Annotated in this window: 15 protein-coding genes; 8 read left to right on the top strand and 7 right to left on the bottom strand. The window is 76.0% G+C overall.

The genetic code is table 11. The features are described from left to right. Nucleotides 1–219: 219 nt before the first annotated feature. Both AC3ERT_RS31955 and AC3ERT_RS31950 read left to right on the top strand, forming a co-directional pair. Nucleotides 220–951, top strand: coding sequence for a winged helix-turn-helix domain-containing protein (locus tag AC3ERT_RS31955; RefSeq protein ID WP_435178318.1), 732 nt, complete (start codon nt 220–222; stop codon nt 949–951). A gap of 53 nt (nt 952–1,004) precedes the next feature. Continuing rightward, on the top strand, nt 1,005–1,460 hold the full coding sequence (locus AC3ERT_RS31950) for an ASCH domain-containing protein (RefSeq protein WP_435178316.1): 456 nt from the start codon (nt 1,005–1,007) through the stop codon (nt 1,458–1,460). Between the two features lie 19 nt (nt 1,461–1,479). Here the strand turns inward: AC3ERT_RS31950 and AC3ERT_RS31945 are convergent, their stop codons facing one another. After that, nucleotides 1,480–2,655 (bottom strand): ROK family transcriptional regulator, encoded by a 1,176-nt coding sequence (locus AC3ERT_RS31945; RefSeq protein ID WP_435178314.1) that lies wholly within the window; start codon nt 2,653–2,655, stop codon nt 1,480–1,482. 358 nt (nt 2,656–3,013) lie between these two features. On the opposite strand from AC3ERT_RS31945, the gene AC3ERT_RS31940 reads away from it, so the two are divergent. After that, nucleotides 3,014–5,221 (top strand): alpha-galactosidase, encoded by a 2,208-nt coding sequence (locus AC3ERT_RS31940; RefSeq protein WP_435178312.1) that lies wholly within the window; start codon nt 3,014–3,016, stop codon nt 5,219–5,221. A 142-nt stretch (nt 5,222–5,363) separates the two neighbouring features. Here AC3ERT_RS31940 and AC3ERT_RS31935 read toward each other — a convergent pair whose 3' ends face one another. Next, nucleotides 5,364–5,519 (bottom strand): hypothetical protein, encoded by a 156-nt coding sequence (locus AC3ERT_RS31935; RefSeq protein WP_435178310.1) that lies wholly within the window; start codon nt 5,517–5,519, stop codon nt 5,364–5,366. 197 nt (nt 5,520–5,716) lie between these two features. On the opposite strand from AC3ERT_RS31935, the gene AC3ERT_RS31930 reads away from it, so the two are divergent. The 3 genes from AC3ERT_RS31930 to AC3ERT_RS31920 all read left to right on the top strand — a co-directional run bounded on the left by AC3ERT_RS31930 (nt 5,717) and on the right by AC3ERT_RS31920 (nt 11,756). Beyond that, nucleotides 5,717–10,126, top strand: coding sequence for an NB-ARC domain-containing protein (locus tag AC3ERT_RS31930; protein ID WP_435178308.1), 4,410 nt, complete (start codon nt 5,717–5,719; stop codon nt 10,124–10,126). A 343-nt stretch (nt 10,127–10,469) separates the two neighbouring features. Next, nucleotides 10,470–10,706, top strand: a complete 237-nt coding sequence (locus AC3ERT_RS31925; RefSeq protein ID WP_335980226.1) for a DUF397 domain-containing protein — start codon at nt 10,470–10,472, stop codon at nt 10,704–10,706. A 147-nt stretch (nt 10,707–10,853) separates the two neighbouring features. Beyond that, on the top strand, nt 10,854–11,756 hold the full coding sequence (locus AC3ERT_RS31920; RefSeq protein WP_435137012.1) for a helix-turn-helix domain-containing protein: 903 nt from the start codon (nt 10,854–10,856) through the stop codon (nt 11,754–11,756). 28 nt (nt 11,757–11,784) lie between these two features. On the opposite strand, the gene AC3ERT_RS31915 is transcribed toward AC3ERT_RS31920, so the two are convergent. The 5 genes from AC3ERT_RS31915 to AC3ERT_RS31895 all read right to left on the bottom strand — a co-directional run bounded on the left by AC3ERT_RS31915 (nt 11,785) and on the right by AC3ERT_RS31895 (nt 16,727). Further along, nucleotides 11,785–12,600, bottom strand: a complete 816-nt coding sequence (locus AC3ERT_RS31915; RefSeq protein ID WP_335980229.1) for an SAM-dependent methyltransferase — start codon at nt 12,598–12,600, stop codon at nt 11,785–11,787. Between the two features lie 116 nt (nt 12,601–12,716). Next, the gene (locus AC3ERT_RS31910) at nt 12,717–13,412 is read right to left on the bottom strand and encodes an LmeA family phospholipid-binding protein (RefSeq protein ID WP_435178306.1); all 696 of its coding nucleotides are present in this window, start codon (nt 13,410–13,412) and stop codon (nt 12,717–12,719) included. 436 nt (nt 13,413–13,848) lie between these two features. Further along, a complete protein-coding gene (locus AC3ERT_RS31905; protein ID WP_335980237.1) occupies nt 13,849–14,790 on the bottom strand; it encodes a dihydrodipicolinate synthase family protein in 942 nt (313 codons plus the stop codon). Nucleotides 14,791–14,887: 97 nt separating this feature from the next. Next, the gene (locus AC3ERT_RS31900; RefSeq protein ID WP_435178304.1) at nt 14,888–16,144 is read right to left on the bottom strand and encodes a hypothetical protein; all 1,257 of its coding nucleotides are present in this window, start codon (nt 16,142–16,144) and stop codon (nt 14,888–14,890) included. A gap of 310 nt (nt 16,145–16,454) precedes the next feature. Continuing rightward, nucleotides 16,455–16,727 carry a hypothetical protein gene (locus AC3ERT_RS31895; protein WP_435178302.1) on the bottom strand — a complete coding sequence of 91 codons (273 nt, stop codon included), beginning with the start codon at nt 16,725–16,727 and terminating at the stop codon, nt 16,455–16,457. Nucleotides 16,728–17,361: 634 nt separating this feature from the next. On the opposite strand from AC3ERT_RS31895, the gene AC3ERT_RS31890 reads away from it, so the two are divergent. Together AC3ERT_RS31890 and AC3ERT_RS31885 are read left to right on the top strand one after the other, a co-directional pair. After that, on the top strand, nt 17,362–18,258 hold the full coding sequence (locus tag AC3ERT_RS31890; protein WP_435137025.1) for an aminoglycoside phosphotransferase family protein: 897 nt from the start codon (nt 17,362–17,364) through the stop codon (nt 18,256–18,258). Between the two features lie 54 nt (nt 18,259–18,312). Next, entirely contained in the window at nt 18,313–18,789 is a 477-nt protein-coding gene (locus AC3ERT_RS31885) for a GNAT family N-acetyltransferase (protein ID WP_435178300.1), read from the top strand. Nucleotides 18,790–18,946 lie beyond the last annotated feature (157 nt).

Genomic DNA, 18,946 nt, shown 5'->3' with positions numbered 1-18,946 from the left:
CTCTTTCCGGTTCCGGCCATCCGGCGGGCCATTCGTCCCTGTGCACTCGTGTCTCCTTCGTCGAGGTGGACTTTCACAGGGAGCTTTGTTCGGCTGGGCGGCCCGGGGAAAGTTTTATGACCAAGCTGTCACCGTGTAACAGCCGCCGGTCATTTCGGTGTGGCAGCCTCGTGCGGCACGGCCTTCACCCGACCCCAGCACGCTCAGGGAGCCACCCCGGTGCACCACCTTCTGCTCGTCACGGCCGATGCGACCTGCGACGACTCCCTCGTGGCCGTACTGCGCGCGATGGGGCACCGGGTGACCGCGGCCCACGGGGAGACGGCAGGCCCCGACCGGACCCGCGAACCGCGCGGAAGGGGCGGACTCGGCGAACCGGTCGACGCGGTGGACCTGGTCGTCCTCGACACCGCGGCACCGAATTCCGGCACCTTCGAGACATGCCGTCGAATTCAGGCCGAATATCCCGCGCCGCTGGTCATTCTCGCCACCCGGGGCAACCCGGAGGACGTCATCACCGGTTTGGAGAACGGCGCCGCCGACTATCTCGTGAAACCGGTGGGCGCGCGCGTCCTCGAAGCACGGCTCCACGCCCTGTTACGCCGCCCGGGACCCCGCCCGCGCCCCTCGGAAGGGGTGCTCGACCTCGGACCGCTGGCCGTCGACACCGCGACCCTCGCCGCGGTCCGGGACGGCACGACGGTCCGCCTCACCCCGACCGAGGCGCGCCTGCTGCTCGCACTCGCCGCCCGCAAAGGCCGGGTGATGCCCCGCCAGACCCTGCTGGAACGGGTCTGGGGACACCGTCACACCCGTCACACCCCGGGCGACCTGCGGCTGGTCGACGCCTGCGTGGCGCGGCTGCGCCGCAAGATCGAGCCGGACCCCGCGAACCCCACCCTGCTGCTCACGGTACGCGGCACCGGCTACCGCCTGTGCCACCGGATGTGAACGGGCGCTCGTCACACGGCCGTACGGTGGCGCGCCGCCGCTAATGTGACGGCATGACGAACGCCTCCGACCTGCCCCCCGACCTCGCGGCGCTGCCCACGGCCGAGTTCGCCTTCCCGGGCCCGCTGCGGGACCAACTCGTCGCGGCGGTGCTCGACGGCACCAAGACCTCCACGACCGGGCTCGTCGCCGACTACGCGCACGAGGGCGAGGAGCTGCCGAAGGCCGGTGAACGGTCGGTGGTGGTCGACTCCGCGCACCGGCCGGTCGCGGTGATCGAGGTGACCGGTGTCCGCGTCGTACCGCTGGGGGAGGTCGACCTCGCGCACGCGAGGGACGAGGGCGAGGGATACGACAGCGTCGCCTCCTGGCGGGCCGGGCACGAGCGGTTCTGGCACAGCGCGCAGATGCGCCAGGCGCTGGCGGACCCCGGGTTCACCGTCGACGACACGACGATGGCGGTGCTGGAACGGTTCCGCGTCGTGACGGACCTGCGCCCGGCGCGGTGACGGCGGGCCGGACTTCCGCTCACGCGCCCGCGGGTGCGGGCGGGGCCAGCAGGTGCTGGACGGCCACCGCGGCGCCCCCGCGCGCCCACTCCTCGAACGGCAGCGGCCGCACCAGCAGGTCGCAGTCCGCCGCGGCGCCGAACGCGCGGGCGGCGAACGTCTGCCGGATCTCCTCCTCGTACAGGTCGTAGGAGGACACGCCCTCGCCCGAGATGACGATCCGCTGCGGGCCGACCAGGTTGGCGACCGCGGCGAGCGCCAGCCCCATCGCCCGTCCGGCCCGGGCGAAGACCGCGCGCACCTCCCGGTGGCCGGCGTACGCCAGCCGCACCGCCCCGGGCATGCTCAGCTCCGGGTCGCCGGCCGCCTCCCGCGCCTGCTCGGTGATCGCGCGGGAGGAGGCGACGGCCTCCACGCAGCCGGTGTTGCCGCAGGTGCACACCCGGTCGGTGCCGCCCAGCGCCAAGTGGCCCAGCTCGCCGGACACGCCGTACGCCCCGGACACCACCCGCCCGCCGACCGACAGGCCGCAGCCGATTCCGGCGCCGACCGTGACCAGGGCGAACGAGGAGAGGCCGACGCCCGCGCCGAACCACTGCTCGGCCACCGTCAGCGCGCGCACGTCGTTCTCGACCAGCACCGGTGTGCCCGTGGCGGCGCCGACCAGCGCGGCGAGCGGGACCTGGCGCCAGTCGAGGAAGGGGGAGTAGCGCACGGTGCCGCCGCGGGCGTCGACGTCCCCGGCGAGGGTGACGCCGATGCTGTGCGCGTCGCCTCGGCCGAAGCCCGTGCCGTCCGCGCGCAGGCGCGCCACCAGCCGGGCGAGGTCGGCGACCACCGTCACCACGTCGTGCGAGCGCAGGTCGGTGCGGCCGGTCGCCAGCGGGCGGGCGGTCAGATCGGTCAGGACGCCGATCAGCTCGTCCGCGGTGACCTTCACGCCCACGAAGTGGGCGCGGTCCGGGCGCACCGCCAAGGGGGTCGCCGGGCGGCCCGAGGCGCGTTCGCCTGTCGGCGGCTGGACCGGGCCGCCCAGTTCCGTCAGCCAGCCGTCCGCCAGCAGCGGGCTCGCTACTTTCGTCACGGCGCCCGGGGACAGGCCGGTGCGCCGTCCGATCTCCGCCCGCGTCAGCGGGCCTTGCAGCAGGGTGCGCAGCACCAGTGACGCGGCCGGCGGCTGGCCATCCAGAGGCATGACCCGCACCTTACATTTCCTGCGGCAAGAAATCCCTCCGGGGGTGGGGGCCGCTGCGGGGGTTCGCCGTTGGGGGTGCGGTGCCGTTGCCGGGTGCGGGCCGGTGGCCTGCTGGGCGCGCAGTTCCTCGCGCCCCTTGCGGGGTTGCGCCGTTGGGGTGGGGGTTCGTTGCCGGGTTGCTGGTCGGTGGTCTGCTGGGCGCGCAGTTCCTCGCGCCCCTGGTGGCGGGGGTGGTGCGTTGCTGGGGGTGGAGGTGTTCGCGGCTCTTGGCCGGCGGGAGGGTATGTTGACGGTGGAAGGAAAGGGTCGTTAGATTCGCGGGGTCGTGGAGTGCTGGATCGCAGGGAGGAGCCCTCGCATGGCTGACTCATCGGCGCGGGTGGTCGCGTTGCGAGCTGCTGGGACGAGCTTGGTCGTGGAGATGACGGAGCCGGTCCCGAGGGTGCTGCACTGGGGTGCGGATCTGGGGGAGCTGTCGGACGCGGAGCTGGGGGCGCTGAGTCTGACGGGTGAGGCCGCGGTGCTGAACAGTTCGATCGACTGCGGTCGGCGGTTCACGGTGTGGCCGACGGAGGCCGAGGGGTGGTCGGGTACGCCCGCGCACTTCGGGCACCTGGACGGGGGCGCGGGGGCGCCGCGCCTGGCGACGTCGCGGGTGGAGCACCGCGCGGACCCCCGCGGTGGCGGCGAGGTGCGGATCGAGCTGGCCGACACCGGCGCGGGTGTGGACGTCGCGCTGACCTACCGGCTGGAGCCGTCGGGCGTGCTGGGGGTGTCGGCGGAGCTGACCCGGCGCGCCGCGGTGGACGCGGACCCGGCACCGTACGACCTGGGGCAGGTCGTGACCCTGCTGCCGGTGCCGCGCCGGGCGAGCGAGGTGCTGGACTTCACCGGCAAGTGGAGCCGTGAACGGTCCCCGCAGCGCCGGGAGTTGGCGCACGGCACGTACACACGGGAGGTGCGGCGGGGCAAGCCCGGGCTGGACTCGCCGTATCTGCTGGCGGTCGGCACCCCGGGCTTCGGGTTCCGGTCCGGCGAGGTGTGGGCCGTGCACGTGGCCTGGAGCGGCGACCAGCGCTTCCTGGTGGAGCAGTTGCCGGAGGGCGCGGGGGTGCACGCCTCGGCGCTCGGCGGGGGCGAGCTGCTGCGGGCCGGTGAGGTGCGGCTCGCACCGGGGGAGAGCTACCGGACACCGGTGAGCTGGTACGCCTGGTCCGCGGCCGGGCTGGACGGCCTGGCCGACCGCTTCCACACGCTGCTGCGGGCCCGCCCGCAGCACCCGTCCCGGCCCCGCCCGCTGGTCCTCAACAGCTGGGAGGCCGTCTACTTCGACCACGACCTGGACCGCCTGCTGCGGCTGGTGGACAAGGCCGCGGAGGTCGGTGTCGAGCGGTTCGTGCTGGACGACGGCTGGTTCCTCGGCCGCCGCGCGGACAACGCCGGGCTCGGCGACTGGCAGGTGGACCCGGCGGTGTGGCCGCGGGGGCTGTCCCCGCTGGCGGACCATGTCCGGGCCCGCGGCATGGAGTTCGGGCTGTGGTTCGAGCCGGAGATGGTCAACCCCGACTCCGAGCTGGCCCGTGCGCACCCTGACTGGGTGCTCGGCCCGGCCGCCGGCCGCGGCCCGACCTCCCGCAACCAGTACGTCCTGGACATCACCAACCCCGACGCCTGGGCGTACCTGCTGGACAGCATCGACACGCTGGTCACCGCCTACGGCATCGCGTACCTGAAGTGGGACCACAACCGGGACCTGCACGAAGCCGTGCACGGCCCGGCGGACCGCCCGGTCGCGCACGCCCAGGTGCGCGCGCTGTACCGGCTGCTGGACACCCTCAAGGAGCGGCACCCCGGGCTGGAGATCGAGAGCTGTGCCAGCGGCGGCGGCCGGGTCGACCTGGGGGTGCTCGCGCGCACCGACCGCGTCTGGGCCTCGGACTGCAACGACCCGGTGGAGCGGCAGTCGATCCAGCGCTGGACCGGGCAGCTGCTGCCCCCCGAACTGGTCGGCGCGCACTTCGGCCCGTCGCCGGCGCACACCACGCACCGCGAGACGGACGTCTCCTTCCGGCTGGCCACCGCGCTGTTCGGGCACGCCGGCATCGAGCAGGACCTGACGTCCTGCACCGGCGAGGAGCTGGCGCGGATCACCGCCTGGACGGCGATGTACCGGGAGCTGCGCCCGCTGCTGCACGGCGGCCGCACCGTACGGGCCGACCTGACCGGGCCCGGCGACGCGCAGCGGGAGGCGCGGCTGCTGCACGGCGTCGTGGCGTACGACGGTTCCGCGGCGCTGTACTGCTGGGCGCGCACCGCGACGTCCACCGAAGCGCAGTACGGCCGGGTGCAGTTGCCCGGGCTCGCCGCCGACGGGAGCTACGAGGTGCGGGTGCGCACCGAGCTCGGGCTGCCGTCGCTGCACCAGACCGGCGGCCCGGCCTGGCTCACCGAGGCGCTGGCGGGCTGGGTACGGCTGCCGGGTGCGGTGCTCGCCGAGGCGGGCGTGCCGCTGCCGACCCTCAACCCGGGCCAGGCGCTGCTCCTCGAGGTGCGCCGGGCGGCGTGACCGGCCCCGGCCCGGGGTACGGGCGCCCGGCGATGTGCCAAGGCCGCCCCGCGGCGCGCGCGAAACGCTACCGTGAGGGCGGGACCTTGGGGGAGATGTGTCGGTCTGGACGCTGTGCGGACCGGAGGGCGGCCCGCCCCGGTCACCGGTGCGCGAGCACCCTGACGGCGAGTCCGACCGCGCCCGAACCGGCGGCGGTCGCGGCGCCGTACACGGCGGCCTGGACGGCGAGGCCGCCCAGGCGGCGTCCGATGCGGCGGAAGCGGAAACTGAAGCGGGATCGGTCCGGTACGTGCACGGTGTGCCTCCCGTGGTCGGCCGGCGCCCACGCGGGTGCGGAGCGCTCGGGCCCCACCAGGCCCGACGCGCCGCCTGGCCGCCGGGTCCGGGCGGGCCGACCCGGAGCGTTCCGGGCGCCCGCCAGGCCGGCAGCCGGCACTCCGGCTCCCGCGGCCCGGGTCCGGTCCGGGGTCCGCACGACCCGGGAACCGGCCGGTGAACGACCGGCCGGCCCCCGGCGCCGAGGCGTGGACGGCCGCCCTGCACCACCTGTGGGAGGCGTCCGGCCGCACCGGCTGGGCGTCGATCGACCGCGCGGTCAACCGCAGGACCGGTGCTCCCGGTCCGGGCCGGCCCGATGCGCGCCCGCGCCGGACCGTGTCGGAGTCGACCTGGTACGGCTGGCTCGAAGGCACCTACGTCCCCCGGTCGTTCGAGACGCTCGCCCCGGTCCTCGACTTCCTCGCCGAGCGCGCCGAACGGCACACCCCGGGCTTCCGGCGGCGGCCGCGTGCGTCGTGGGAGCGCCTGTGGCGGGCCGCCCGCGCCGGGCGGCGCCCGCGCACCGCCGGCCCGGACCCCGCCCGCGCCCCGGCCGACCCCCGGCTCCATCTCCCGGCGGAGTACCTCGCCCGCCCCGACCTGCACGAACGGGCCGTCGCCGCGGTGGGCGCCGCGGACCCCGGGGCCGAACCGCCGACCCGCACCCCCGTGGTGGCGCTCGTCGGCATGGGCGGCGCGGGCAAGTCGGTGCTCGCCCGGGCGGTGGCCCTCGACCCCCGGGTCGCGCGGCGGTTCCGGGACGGCGTCCTGTGGCTGCCGGCCGACGGCCGGTCCGCCGACGCCTGCCGGGGCGAACTGCTCGCCGCGCTGGACGAGCCCGCCACCGGCGCCGATCCCGCGGCCGGACTGCCGGCCCTGCGCGACCGGCTCCGCACCCTCGACTGCCTCGTGGTCGTCGACAACGTCACCTCGGCCGAACAGCTCCTGGCACTGGACGTCTTCGGCCCCGGCAGCGCCCTGCTGACCACCACCCGCGACCTGGAGACGGTGCCGCACGGCTGCCGCCCGATCCTGGTGGAGACGCTGCCGGCCGAGCCCGCCCGGCACCTGCTCGCGGCCTACGCGCGGGTCGCACCGGACGAACTGCCCGGCGCGGCCGGCCAGGTGCTCGGCCACTGCCGCGGGCTGCCGCTGGCACTGGCGATCTGCGGGGCGATGGCCGCCGAGGGCCACAGCTGGACCGGACTGGCGGACGCGCTCGACCGGCCGCGCCCGGACGCGCTGGTCAAACAGTTCCTCGACTACCGGCACGGCTCGCTGACGGCCGCGATCAGGGCGAGCACCGACGCCCTGCCGGAGGTGGTCCGGGCCTGCTACGAGGACCTCGCGGTCTTCGCCGCACGCGGGCCGGTACCGGTCGCGGCCGTGGAACTGGTGTGGCGGCACCGCGGACTGGACGACGCCGATGTGCTCTCCGCCGTCGAACTGCTCGCGCGCCGCTGCCTGCTGACCCACCGCCCCGAGGACGGGACGGTCCTCCAGCACGACCTGCTCCAGGACCACTCCTGCCACGCGGCACGGCGGCGGCGGGCGGAGCTCCACGACCGCCTCGCCGCCGACCTGGCCCGGCGCTGGGGCGGACTCGACAAGGGGCTGCCCGGCCTCGCCCACCCGGTCCCGGCCGACGACCTGGACCGGTACGCCCTGGTGCACCTGGGCGGCCACTTCGCGGCGGCCGGCCAGGCTGACCTGCTGCACCGGCTGCTGGCCGCCGCGTCCGGTGCGCACGGCGGCACCAACACCTGGTTCGCCGCCCACGACCGCGCGGGCCTCGTCCGCGAGTACCTCGCCGACCTCGAACGCGCGCGCGGCCTCGCCGCGTCCGCGACCGACCGCGCCGATCCCGGCGCCGGCCAGGACGCCGGGATGGCCCTGGAGATCCGCTACGAGCTGATCCGCAGCTCGATCGTGACCCGTGCGGCCACCGTGCCCGCCGCCCTCCTGGTAGCCCTGGTGCGGCAGGGCGTCTGGACCTTCCGGCAGGCGGAGGCATACACCGGCCTCATGCCCGACCCGGTGCAGCGCTCCGAGGCGTACCGGCGGCTGGCCGCGGCGACGGGACTGCCGCCGCGCCGGCGCGCCCACCTCCTCGGGCTCGCGATCCGGGCCGCTGAGCGCATCCCTGCGCCCGTCCAGCGGACCAACGCGCTGATCCGGCTGCTGGGCCTGGTCGACGACGCGGCGCGCGAGGCGCTGTTGGAGCGCGCGCTGGCGGCGGCCGACGCCGACCGGCAGCGCTCCGGGGAGATCCGCGCCGCGGTCTTCGCGGCGGCGAGCCCGTGGTTCCCGGAGCGGGCGCAGCGCGAACTGCTGGCAGGCCTGCGGCAGGGCGAGGACCGCCACCACTTCCGGGAGGTGCTGCACGCGGCGCTTCCGGCACTGCCGGAACTCCTGGACGACGTCCTGGAGGTGGCGCGCACGGGCGACGGCTTCCACGAACGGACCCAGGCGCTGCGCGCGGCCCTGCGGGTGGCGGCGCCCGACGTCCGGGAGCAGCTGATCGCGTGGCGGCTCACCGCCGAGCGGTCCGCGCCGGAACTCAGGGGCGGGCGCGGCCTGGTGGCGGAGGAACTCGCCCCCTACCTGGGGCCCGGGGAACTCACGGACCTGGTCGACCGCGAATTGCCCGCGGCCAACGTGCACGCCGCGGCCGCCATCCTGGCCGCCTCGATCCCCCGCCTGACCGGCCCCCGTCGGGACCCGCTCGTCACGAAGGCGACCGCGTTGCTGCGCGCCGGGAAACCGGAGACCCGGCACCGGCGCTGGACGGCGCTGGTCCGCGCGCTGCCCGAGCCCGAGCGCACCGCCGTGCTGGAGGAGCGCGTCGACGACCTGTTCCGCACCGCGCCCGCCACCGCGGTGGACGTGGTGGCCGCCTGCGCCTCCTTCGCGTCCGGCCGGCTCCTGCGCCGGGCGGCGGCCCATGTCCTGGCGGACGGTACGTCGGACGGGACCCTGGAACTCCTCGCGCCCCACCTGACGCGGGACGAACTCGCCGGTTGCCTGTCCTCGGCGCGGCGCGGCAGCCGGCCCGACACGTGGTCACGCCGGCCCGCCGTGTGGGCGCGGGCGCTGGCGCGGCTGACCCCCGGCCGGCCGCCCGAGGTCCAGCTGCGGATGCTCGGCGAGATCGCCGCGCTGGTCGACGGTGACGAACTGGCCGCGCTCCTGTACGAGTTGGCGCCCCGTCTGGACGCCGCCGCGCTCGGCGCGGCCGCCCGGGCGGTTCCCGCGGCGGCGGACGCCCGGACCACGGCGCTCGTGCTCGCCCGGCTCGCCGCACGCGCGCAGGACCCCGACGACCGCGCCGCGCTGCTGCGCCGGGCCCGCGAGGCGGCGTACCGGGGGGACCGGGAGGGCGTCCAGCGCCCGGTGCTCGCGCGGGCCACGACACCGGGGGAGCTGCTCGCGGCCCTCGGCCCGGGCCCGTCCGACCGCGGCGGCAGGTCCCGGCAGTCCCCGGGGCCCGGCCGGTTGTCGGACGCGCAGGCCGAAGCGGCGCTGGGGGCCGCCCGTGCGCTCCACGACGTGTGCGACCGGGCGTGCGCCCTCGCCGCGCTCGCCGGGAGGGCCGCCCCGGACCGGGCGGGTGTGACGCTGCACGAGGCACTGACCACGGTCCTCCTCCCGCACGGACACGTCGACGCCGTGTACTGCCCCGGGTTGGACGTGGTCCGGGAGGCGGCCGAGCGGTGCTCCGGCGCCGCTTCGCCCGACCGCACGTTCGCCGCGTGCGCGGCGCTGCTCGACCCCGGCAACCAGGTCTGGCGGCTGGCCCAACTGGGCTGCCTCCTCGCCCTTGTGCCCGCCTCGCAGTGCCTGCCGGCCGTCGCCGAGACCCTGGAGCGCCTGGCGGAGGAGGACATCGGCACGGAGCACCACGACGACGCGGAAGGGCAGTTGCTCGGCGCGCTGGACGCGGTCGGGCCGCACCTTGACGACGCGGCCCGGCGGCAGGCGCTGCGGGTGGCCCGGAAGCTGTCGCCGGAGGGGGAGACCGAGGCGTACGCCTTGCTCGCCGCGACCGCCGAGCCCCTCGCGCGCGCCGAACTGCTGGCGATGGTGACCGGCAGGCTGCGTGAGCAGACGGCCGTGCTGGACCACTACACGCTGGTCCGGATCATTCCCTGGCTCGGGGAGCGGGACGCCGCCGACCTCGTCGGCCGGCTCCTGCGCCGGCGCGCCGCCGACAGGCGGTGGCTCGGGGCCTTCCCGTACACCGTTGCCGCCCTCGCGCCGCACCTGACCCCCGCGCTCCTCGACCAGATCGCGGGCGTCGTCGCCCGCCACCCCGTCTTCTCCGAACGGGCCGAGGCGCACGCGGACCTCGCGCTCGCCGCGTCCACCGTCCTGCCCGAACGCCGGCCCGCCTTCTGGCGTGCGGCGGTCGCGGACGCCGCCGCGGTCGGCCGGTCCGCGCTCCTCGGCCTGATCGCGCGGCTACCGCTCGACGGCCGGCCGGAGCTCACCGCGCCCCTGCTGGCCGCCGTGCTCGACGTGCGCCGCTGGTGGCCCGACGGCCACCCGGCCGACCCGCCGCCAGGTCCGAACGAAGCGGCCTAGCACAGGCGTTGAGGTGGACGGCGCCGCCCTGCGCACGGCAGGTGCACGATCCCCGTACGGTCGTGCACCTGCCGTGCCGGCGCGGACCGTTGGCGACCTGGGCTTTTGCGGCCCCCTGAGCTGCAAGCTCCCGGAAACGGCACTGACCCTACCCCGAATTCGGGGCGTTCACGCATGTGTCGACACCGCGCGGCACCGACAGTACCGTGAGTCGAGGAATTGCCGCTGCAATTGCATCGGGAATTGCAGCGGCACATGCGCCGGGTCGCCGCGGCAACTGCCGTGATTCCTGGTGCGTGAGCGTATCCGTATGCCGCCCCGACCGACGTAGGAGTGATGCCAGGTGCAGCAGTTCGAGAACGGTGTGCAGGCCAGTTCGATCTCCGGGGTCCGCTGGGTCAAGAGCGGGCGCAGCAACCCGAGCGGCAACTGCGTGGAGGTGGCCGCGCTTCCGGACGGCAGCGTGGCGGTGCGCAACTCCCGGCACCCGGACGGACCCGCGCTGGTCTACACCCGCGCGGAGATCACCGCCTTCGTCGAGGGCGCCAAGGACGGCGACTTCGACCCGTACACCGGCTGACGCCGCCCCGAAACCGCCTCACGCGGCCCGGGTTGCGCACGAGCGGAATGCTCCCTGGCGCATCCCGGGCCTTCGCGGTATACGGGCAGACCACAGCGGTACCCCGGTGCAATAATGGCCCTTCCAGTCTCTGCGTTGGGAGCCCCTATGCCTGCCGCGCCGCACCCCGTCTCGCCGATACAGCTCTTCGAGCGCCGCCCCGAGATGGGCGCCACGGCGATGGGCCGCGTGCTCGGCAACTATCTGCGGGCGCTGCGGGAGAACAGGGCGATCAGCCCCGGCGACGCTGGCCGGCACATCCGCGCGCACGCCTCGAAGATCAGCCGCATGGAGACCGCGCACGTCAACCTCAAGTCCCGTGACGTGGAAGACCTGTTGAGCCTCTACCGGGTCGAGGAGCCCGAACGCGGCCAGATCCTCGCCATGGTGGAGCGCTCCGCCCGCCCGGAATGGTGGCAGCAGTACGGCGAGGTGGTGCCGGACTGGCTCCAGCAGCTCATCGGCCTGGAGCGCGACGCCCACGTCGTCCGCACCTACGAGACGCAGTTCGTGCCCGGCCTGCTCCAGACGCCCGCCTACGCACAGGCCGTGGTGCTCGTCGGCCACCGCCTCGCGTCGGCCGAGGAGCGCGAACAGCGCGTCATGCTGCGGCTGGAGCGGCAGCGGCGGATGACCGAGCCCGGCGCGCCGGTGCTGTGGGCGCTCATCGACGAGGGCGTGCTGCACCGCCCGATCGGCGGCGCACAGGTGATGCGCGACCAACTCCACTACCTGCTGGAGGTGTTGCGGCACCCCGGCGTACGGCTCCAGATCGCCTCCTACGAGGCGAGCGCCGCCGCCACCCCGGGCGCGGCCGTGACCTACCTGCGCTTCGCGCAGGGCTTCCTGCCGGACATGGTCTACCTGGAGCACATGACCAGCGCGATGTACCTCGACCGGCTGGAGGACGTGGACCGCTACCGGGCCGCGCTGGACGAGCTGAGCGCGCTGGCGGCCACCCCGGCGGAGAGCCGGGTGCTGCTCGAAGAGGCGCTGCGGCGGTACGAGTAGCCGCCCCGCGCGGGGGCGGCCGTCCGCCTCAGCGCACCCGGCCCACGCCGCCGTACTCGATCCACTCGTAACTCGGCTGGACCAGGGCGAGTTCGTTGTCGGCGCGCCAGGTGGAGACCTCGACCAGGCCGGGCTCGATGATCTCGGTGCCCTCCAGGTACGTCTCCAGGACGCTGGGCTCGCGCACTTCGCCCCAGTTGCCGCCGGTCGACTGGTCCATGAACGCGCTGACGCCGCTGCGCACTTCGGGGTCGTCGCTGACGAGCTGGCACACCACCAGGAAGCTGCCGGCCGGCAGCCGGTCCCGGACCCGGTGCACCATGCCCGCCGGGTCCTCGGTCTCCTTCACGCAGTGCAGCACCGACACGAACAGCGCGGCCACCGGCTCGTCCAGGTCGATCAGCCGGTGCACCTCCTCGCTCTCCCATATGCTGTCGGTGTCGCGGAAGTCGGCCTGGATGACGGCGGTGTTCTCGTTCTGCTCCAGCAGCACCCGGCCGTGCGCGAGCACGATCGGGTCGTTGTCCGCGTAGACGACCCGCGCGTCCGGGTGGATGCGCTGCGCGATCTCGTGCACGTTGTCCTGCGTCGGCAGCCCGGAGCCGTGGTCGACGAACTGCTTGATGCCGTAGTCCTCGGCGAGTACCCGCACCACCCGGCGCAGGAACTGACGGTTGTTCAGCGCGAGCACCTTCATGCTCGGCACCTGCCCCAGCAGCTCTTCGGTCGCGCTGCGGTCGGCCGGGTAGTTGTCCTTGCCGTCCAGCAGGTAGTCGTACATGCGGGCGACACTGGGCACCGTTATGTCGATGGACGTGCTCGACGACGCGTCTGCGGCTGGCATATGACCCCTCACAACGGTGCTCTGCGTGTGCAACTCCGGTCCGCCGAACGGCCCCCGGTGGCTGCGCACATCTTAGGCAGCGGCGGCGGGGCCGGTCGAGTGGAGTGGCAACGCCGTTACGCGGCGCAGCCCTTGGCACCGCCCGAGGACACGCTCGCGGGCACCGACAGCGACAGCGCGAGCCCCTGGGCGTTCGTCCGGGCACCGGTGAGCGCCACCCCCGCGGGCAGTTGCGGCGCCGTCACGGTGCGCGGCGCGAGCTGCGCGGCGAGCCCCGAGCCGCCCTTGCCCTTCCGCGCCTGCGCCACCGGGATGTTCCGGCCCAGGACGTCCACATCGGTCGGCGTGACGGTCACCGAGTCCCTGCCGGTCCTGATCGAGGTGTGCACGGTCACCGGCAGCGGGATGCCGACGACGGTGCCGGTCAGCACCAGGCCGCCGTGGCCGTCGGGCCCCGGGCGCAGACCCGCACCGCCCCGGGTGAGCTGCTTGCCCAACTCGTCGTAGGCCAGGGTGGCCGTAGCGCTGCCGCCGCTCATGGCGCCCTTGGTGGTCACCTGGTGCAGCTCGGCGGTGACGGTCAGGTCCATGTCGTTGCGCTCCACGTCCTCGGCGCGGATGCGTACGGTGCCGACGTGCCCGGTCAGTATCCGCAGCCCCGCCAGGCTCCCCGACAGCTCCGCCGACACCCGGCCGACCGGCTTGAGCCGACAGCTCGCCGCCCGGGCGATGCGCTCCCGCGCGGTGTGCGCGATGAGCAGGTCGGCGCTCGCGGCGAGCACCGCGAGCCCGGCGATCACGGCAGTGGCCACGACCCACGGCCGGCGCCGCCCCCGCACCAAGCGCCGCCAGGACCCGGCGCCGGGCCGGCGGCCGTCCTCACCCGCGGATTCACCTGCGGGTCCACCGGCGGGTCCGCCTGCGGGCGCGTCGGATATGCCGTCGGTCGCGCGCTGAGGCTGGTCGCTGGGCGTCATGCGTCGGTGCTTCCGATCCGGGGGAGTCGGGCGTGTGGGGCCGGTGCCCCCGGCAGCAGTCTGACCGCGCCGGGCCCCGCCGGGCCGACGGCGCGCCGGGCGGTGCGCGGCCCCGCGGGCAGGACGCGCACGGCAGCGCGCGACACGGCATCGACGGACCTGGCGGGCATGCCGCTCAGCTTAGGCCGTGTCCGACAAGGGGGCGGCCCACCTCGTGCCCGGCGGCAGCCGCGCGGAACGGCAGCACGCGGGGCTCGGCCGTCATCGGCCCTCATCCCTTCCCCGGGGCCGCGCCGAGCGGGTCGGCGAGGAGGTCAGGCACGGCGGCGAGCGCGGCGGCGCGCAGCGGCGGTACCTCCCGCGGGGGCAGCCAGCGGTGGGGCCAGCGGACCCGGGTGCCGGTGCGGCACCAACCCCCCACCGCGCACAGCGCCTTGTCCAGCGCGGGATCGCTGTAGCCGGCGGCCGCCAGCGGCGCCACATGGCGGTCGAGGAAGCCCCGCAGCCGCTCCTGCGTGCCGGCCGCGCCCGCGGGGTCCGCGGACATCCGGTCGTACCAGCGGACCGCGCCCGCCGGGCTCATGCAGGCCACGTTGGAGTACGACCCGGCCGCGCCGCCGCGGCGGCCCGTCGCCAGGGTGTGGCCGGCCACGAACACCGCGAAGCGGTCGGTGAGGCCGCGCGCGACGTCCACCGCGGGCACCTTCAACCCGATGACCTGGGGCAGCTGTTCGGCGATCCGCGCCAGCAGCTCCGGGGTGAGCTGCGTCTTGGCGTACGGCGGGTTGTACAGCACCAGCGGCACCCCGCCCGCGGCCGCCGCCAGCCCGTGCAGCGCGGCCAGCGCCTCGTCGGGCCGCAGCGGCAGCCAGTCCGGCAGCACCACCTGGATCGCGCCCGGCCGCAGCGCCGCCGCGCGGCGGACCCGGTCCAGCGACAGCCGCCCCGCGGGATGGCTCGCGCCGAGTTGGAAGGGCACCCCGGCCGCGGTGCAGCGCGCGGCCACCAGCGCGTGCAGGCGGTCGTACTCGCCCTCGTCGAGGGTGTGGAACTCGCCCGCGGTGCCGTTGGTGTAGACGCCGTGCACGCCCGAGCCGAGCACCGCCGCCAGCGCCTCGTCGAGGCGGTCGAAGTCGATCGCGTCGTCCGCGTCGAGCGGCAGCAGCGTCGGTGCCCAGATGCCGCGCAGGGACTGGGCGGTGAGGACGTCCACCGTGGCCTCCCCGGGTCTGTCGGTCCCGCCGGTCCGGCCATCGTACGGAGGCGGCGAGCCCGCGTGGCAGGGGGCGTACGGTGCGAACCGCTCCGGTTCAGCGCGCCGCCGGGCCGCCCGCGGTGACCAGCCGCCGACCACCGCCACCGCCGGGTACGGCCCCGGACACCGCACCGCCGTGCGCACCGCCCGCGCGGCCCGAGCCGGTGCGCCACACGCCGACGCGGTCGAGCAGCACCCCCTCGCTGCGCACGACCAGCGCGCCGCCCGCCCCGTACGCCCCCGCCGTCCGGAAGTACACGTCCTGCACCGACGCCGGATCGCGCGGGTCGCTCCGGCCGCCCCGCCGGGCACCGACCTCAAGCGCCGCGGGCGGGCCGTCGGGCACTGCGTCGAACGCGTCGAACGTGTCGAACACCAGCCCCGCGATCCGCACCCCGCGCGCGTCCGCGACCGTCATCGACGCCACACCCGGGCGCGGGCGGAGCACCACCGGCCCCAGCCCCAGCACCACCGTGCCGGCCCACTTGACCCGGACGGTGTCCGCGAGGTCGTACCCGCCGGGCGTCAGCAGCAGGTGGCGGCCCTGCGACAGCGCCCGGTTCAGCGCGCGCGCCGAGTCCGCCGGCCGGGCCACGTAGAAGCGGTCCAGCGGCACCGAGCAGCCCGGCGCGCCGCCCGCCGCCCGGTCCGCGCCCGCCGCCGCCTGCCGCAGACCCGGCAGGAACACCCGGTAGTGGCCGCCCTCGGCGGCGTACAGGAACGGCCGCCCGCGGCGCGGCCCGCCGGCCGGCTCCTGCTCCCACCCCTCGACGCCGACGGGGAGCCGGCGCCCGTCCGGACCGCTCCCAGCCGTACCGTCCTCCGCTGCGGCGTCCTCTTCCGCGGCGTCCTCTTCCGCGGCGTCCTCCGCCGCGGCGGGCAGCACCCGGCCGCGCACCCGCACCCGGTGCAGCGGCCCGGTGGGGGACCCGGACCCGGCCCCCTCCCACCGGTCAGGCGCACCCGCGACCCGCACGGCGCCGTCGATCGTGACGTCCTCCGGGTGCGCGCCGAGCCCGACGACCGACGTGTGCGGGCCGAGCCGTACGTCCATGGCGTACCGGCCGGGCCCGAACAGCACGACGCGCCCACCCCCGCCTTCCTCCAGCGCCGCCCGCACCTGCCGCGCCGGCGTCCCCGGGCCGACCACCCGGACGTCCGGGCCGAAGTCGGGCTCGGCGAGTGGCGGCCGGTACGCGGCCGGGGGCGCACCGGCCACGGCCGTACGGCGCCGCAGCGCCTCCCCGACCAGGCCCGTCGCCCCGCCCGCGGCCGCGGGCGCCTCGCATCCTGCGGCGCTGCGTGAAGTCATACGAGACCTACCTCTGTCCGACGGCCGGGCGGCTGCGGTGACGCTGAGAGCGCTCTCTAGGGTCCGTACCCTGCGGGGTCGGGACGCGCCGTGTCAAGGCGTGGTGAGAGCGCTCTCCGCAATCCGGGCGAAGGGGCGGCGGCTGGGGCGGATGGGGTGGGTGGGGGTGCGGTGTGAGGTGCGCGCGGGGTGGGTGCGGGCGGTGGGGGACGGGGTGCGGGGACGGGGCGCGGGGCGTGGACGCGGGCGGGCAGGCGGACGCGGGCGGGCGGACGGACGTGGGCGCGCGCGGCCGGGCCGGAGCCCGGCGTCAGGGGGTCTGGTCGGGGGCGCGGTGCTGGGGCGCGCGGTGCGGGGGCCGGGCGTCCCACGTCAGCTGCTTCAGCTCCATCCGGGCGGCGGGCGCGGTGCCGGGGAGGGTGGCCCAGAAAGGGTGCGCGCTGATCCGGACGGACAGCCGGACCAGGCGGCGGCGCAACACGGTCGTACGCGCGCCCGCGCCCGCGCCTGCCGCCAACTCGCGGTAGGTGGTGTACCAGTCGTGCTGCGCCTGTACGAGGTCGTCGGGGAAGGAGTGGGGCATGGCTGGATTCTGGCACATGTTCGAACGACTGTGCGATTAAGGTGGGGGCGCCGCCCCGTCACGCCGCCAGCCCTTGCTGCCGCGCCCCGGCCGCCGCCGATCCTCAGCGGTGGGCTCTTACGGCGTGGCCGAAAAGCAACGGCGGCCCCCTTTCGTGGGAAAACGGGCGCGGCCGTGCGCGCGTCCCGCGCCGCGAGGGCGGCCGCGGCCGACGGCGACCGCAGGAGGCCACCTGCCCGGCGCACGGGTGGCGCTCGCTCGCCGGTGAGCACCGTGTGCACGGCGCCCGGGGCGCTCGTGGCGCTGGTGGCCGGCGCGGCAGCGGCGCAGGCGTCGGCCGTTTACGGCGCGACAACGGCGCAGGCGTCGGCCGCCCACGGCGGCGTCGGCTCCGCGCCCCGGGTGTGCGCCGGCGTCACGTCGATACCCGACCGCGGCCGCCCCGCCCGGACGCGCCCGGAGGCCGACACAAGCCCGGAGGCCGGCACGTGCCCGCAGACCGGCGCCTGCTCGGAGGCTGGCACGTGCCCGCAGACCGGCGCCTGCTCGGAGACCGCCACCTGCCCGGAGGCCGGCAGTGGCAAGCCGCCCTGCGGCGCGGCCTGGCAGGTGTCGCCGCCCCTACGATGGGGCCGTGGACGCCCAGCCGATGCCCGCCGCCGAGACCGCGATCTCCCGGGAGCTGGTACGGCAGTTGCTCGCCGACCAGCATCCCGACCTGGCCGGGCTCGACCTCGGGGCGCCGGCCAACGGCTGGGACAACATGGTCTGCCGGCTCGGCCGCGAGCACCTGGTGCGGCTGCCGCGCCGGGCGGCGGCCGCCGGACTCGTACTGAGCGAGCAGCGCTGGCTGCCCGGCCTCGCCGGCCGGCTGCCGCTGCCGGTCCCGGCGCCGGTGCGCACCGGGCGCCCCGGCCGCGGCTACCCGTGGGCGTGGAGCGTGGTGCCCTACCTGCCCGGGGAGACCGCGGCGCGGACATCCCCGGCCGACGAAGGAGAGACCGCGCTCGCCCTCGGCGGCTTCCTGGCCGCCCTGCACCGGCCCGCGCCGCCCGACGCCCCCGCCAACGCGGCGCGCGGCATCCCGCTGGCCGGCCGCACCGAGAACCTCGTGGCCCAACTGCCCCACCTGGCCGACCCGGTGGCGGCCGAGGCGGCGCTGCGGGTGTGGCGGCGGGCGCTGGCCGCGCCCGTGTGGGACGGCCCGCCGGTGTGGCTGCACGGCGACCTGCACCCGGCGAACATCCTGGTCGACCGGGGCCGGGTCAGCGCCGTGATCGACTTCGGCGACCTCACCTCCGGCGACCCGGCCACCGACCTGTCCGTGGCCTGGATGCTGCTGTCCGCCCCGGGCCGCGCGGGGTTGCGGGCGGCGTACGGGCGGGCCGACGACGCCACCTGGACCAGGGCGCGGGGGTGGGCACTGGCGCTGGCCCTGGTCTTCCTCGCGCACTCCGCGGACAACCCGCTGATGGCCGCGGTCGGCAGCCGCACCCTCGACGCGGTGCTGGGGCGCGGCGCGGTGGCGTAGTGTACGGGCCGGGGGCGCCGCCGTACGGCGGACGGCAAACGGGGAGGGTGCGCGATGGACGTGGTGCTGCGGGCAGTGGAGGACGGCGACCTGCCGGTCTTCTTCGCACAGATGGCGGACCCGGAGGCGGTGTGGATGGCGGCGTTCACCGCGCAGGACCCGGCGGACCGCGACCGGTTCGAGGAACACTGGGCGCGGGTGCGGGCGGACCCGCAGGCGGTGCAGCGCACGGTGGCCGCCGCCGACGGCCGGGTGCTGGGACACGTCGCGGTGTTCGGGCCGCCGCAGGAGCGCGAGGTCACGTACTGGATCGGCCGGGAGCACTGGGGCCGCGGCGCGGCCACCGCCGCGCTGCGCGCGCTGCTCGCCGAGGTGCCCGACCGCCCGCTGCACGCCCGCGCCGCCGCGGACAACGCCGGGTCGGTCCGGGTGCTGGAGAAGTGCGGCTTCGCGGTGACCGGCACCGACCGCGGCAACGCGAACGCGCGCGGCGAGGAGATCGACGAGGTCCTCCTCGTCCTCGCCGGCTAGGGCCTGTCGTTTGGATCTCCGTGGAAGAAGGAGCGGGGTCCGGTGCGTGCAACTGCAAGGCGGAGGAGGGAGTCGACGCGGAGCGTCGGTGCCCGACGAGAACGCAGCAGATGTGCGTGCCGGGCGACGCGACGCCGCGGAGATCCAAACGACAGGC

The sequence above is a fragment of the Actinacidiphila sp. bgisy145 genome, from assembly GCF_057708125.1.
Note: the sequence above shows the minus strand (reverse complement) of the source record. Positions and strands in the feature narration are given on the sequence as shown.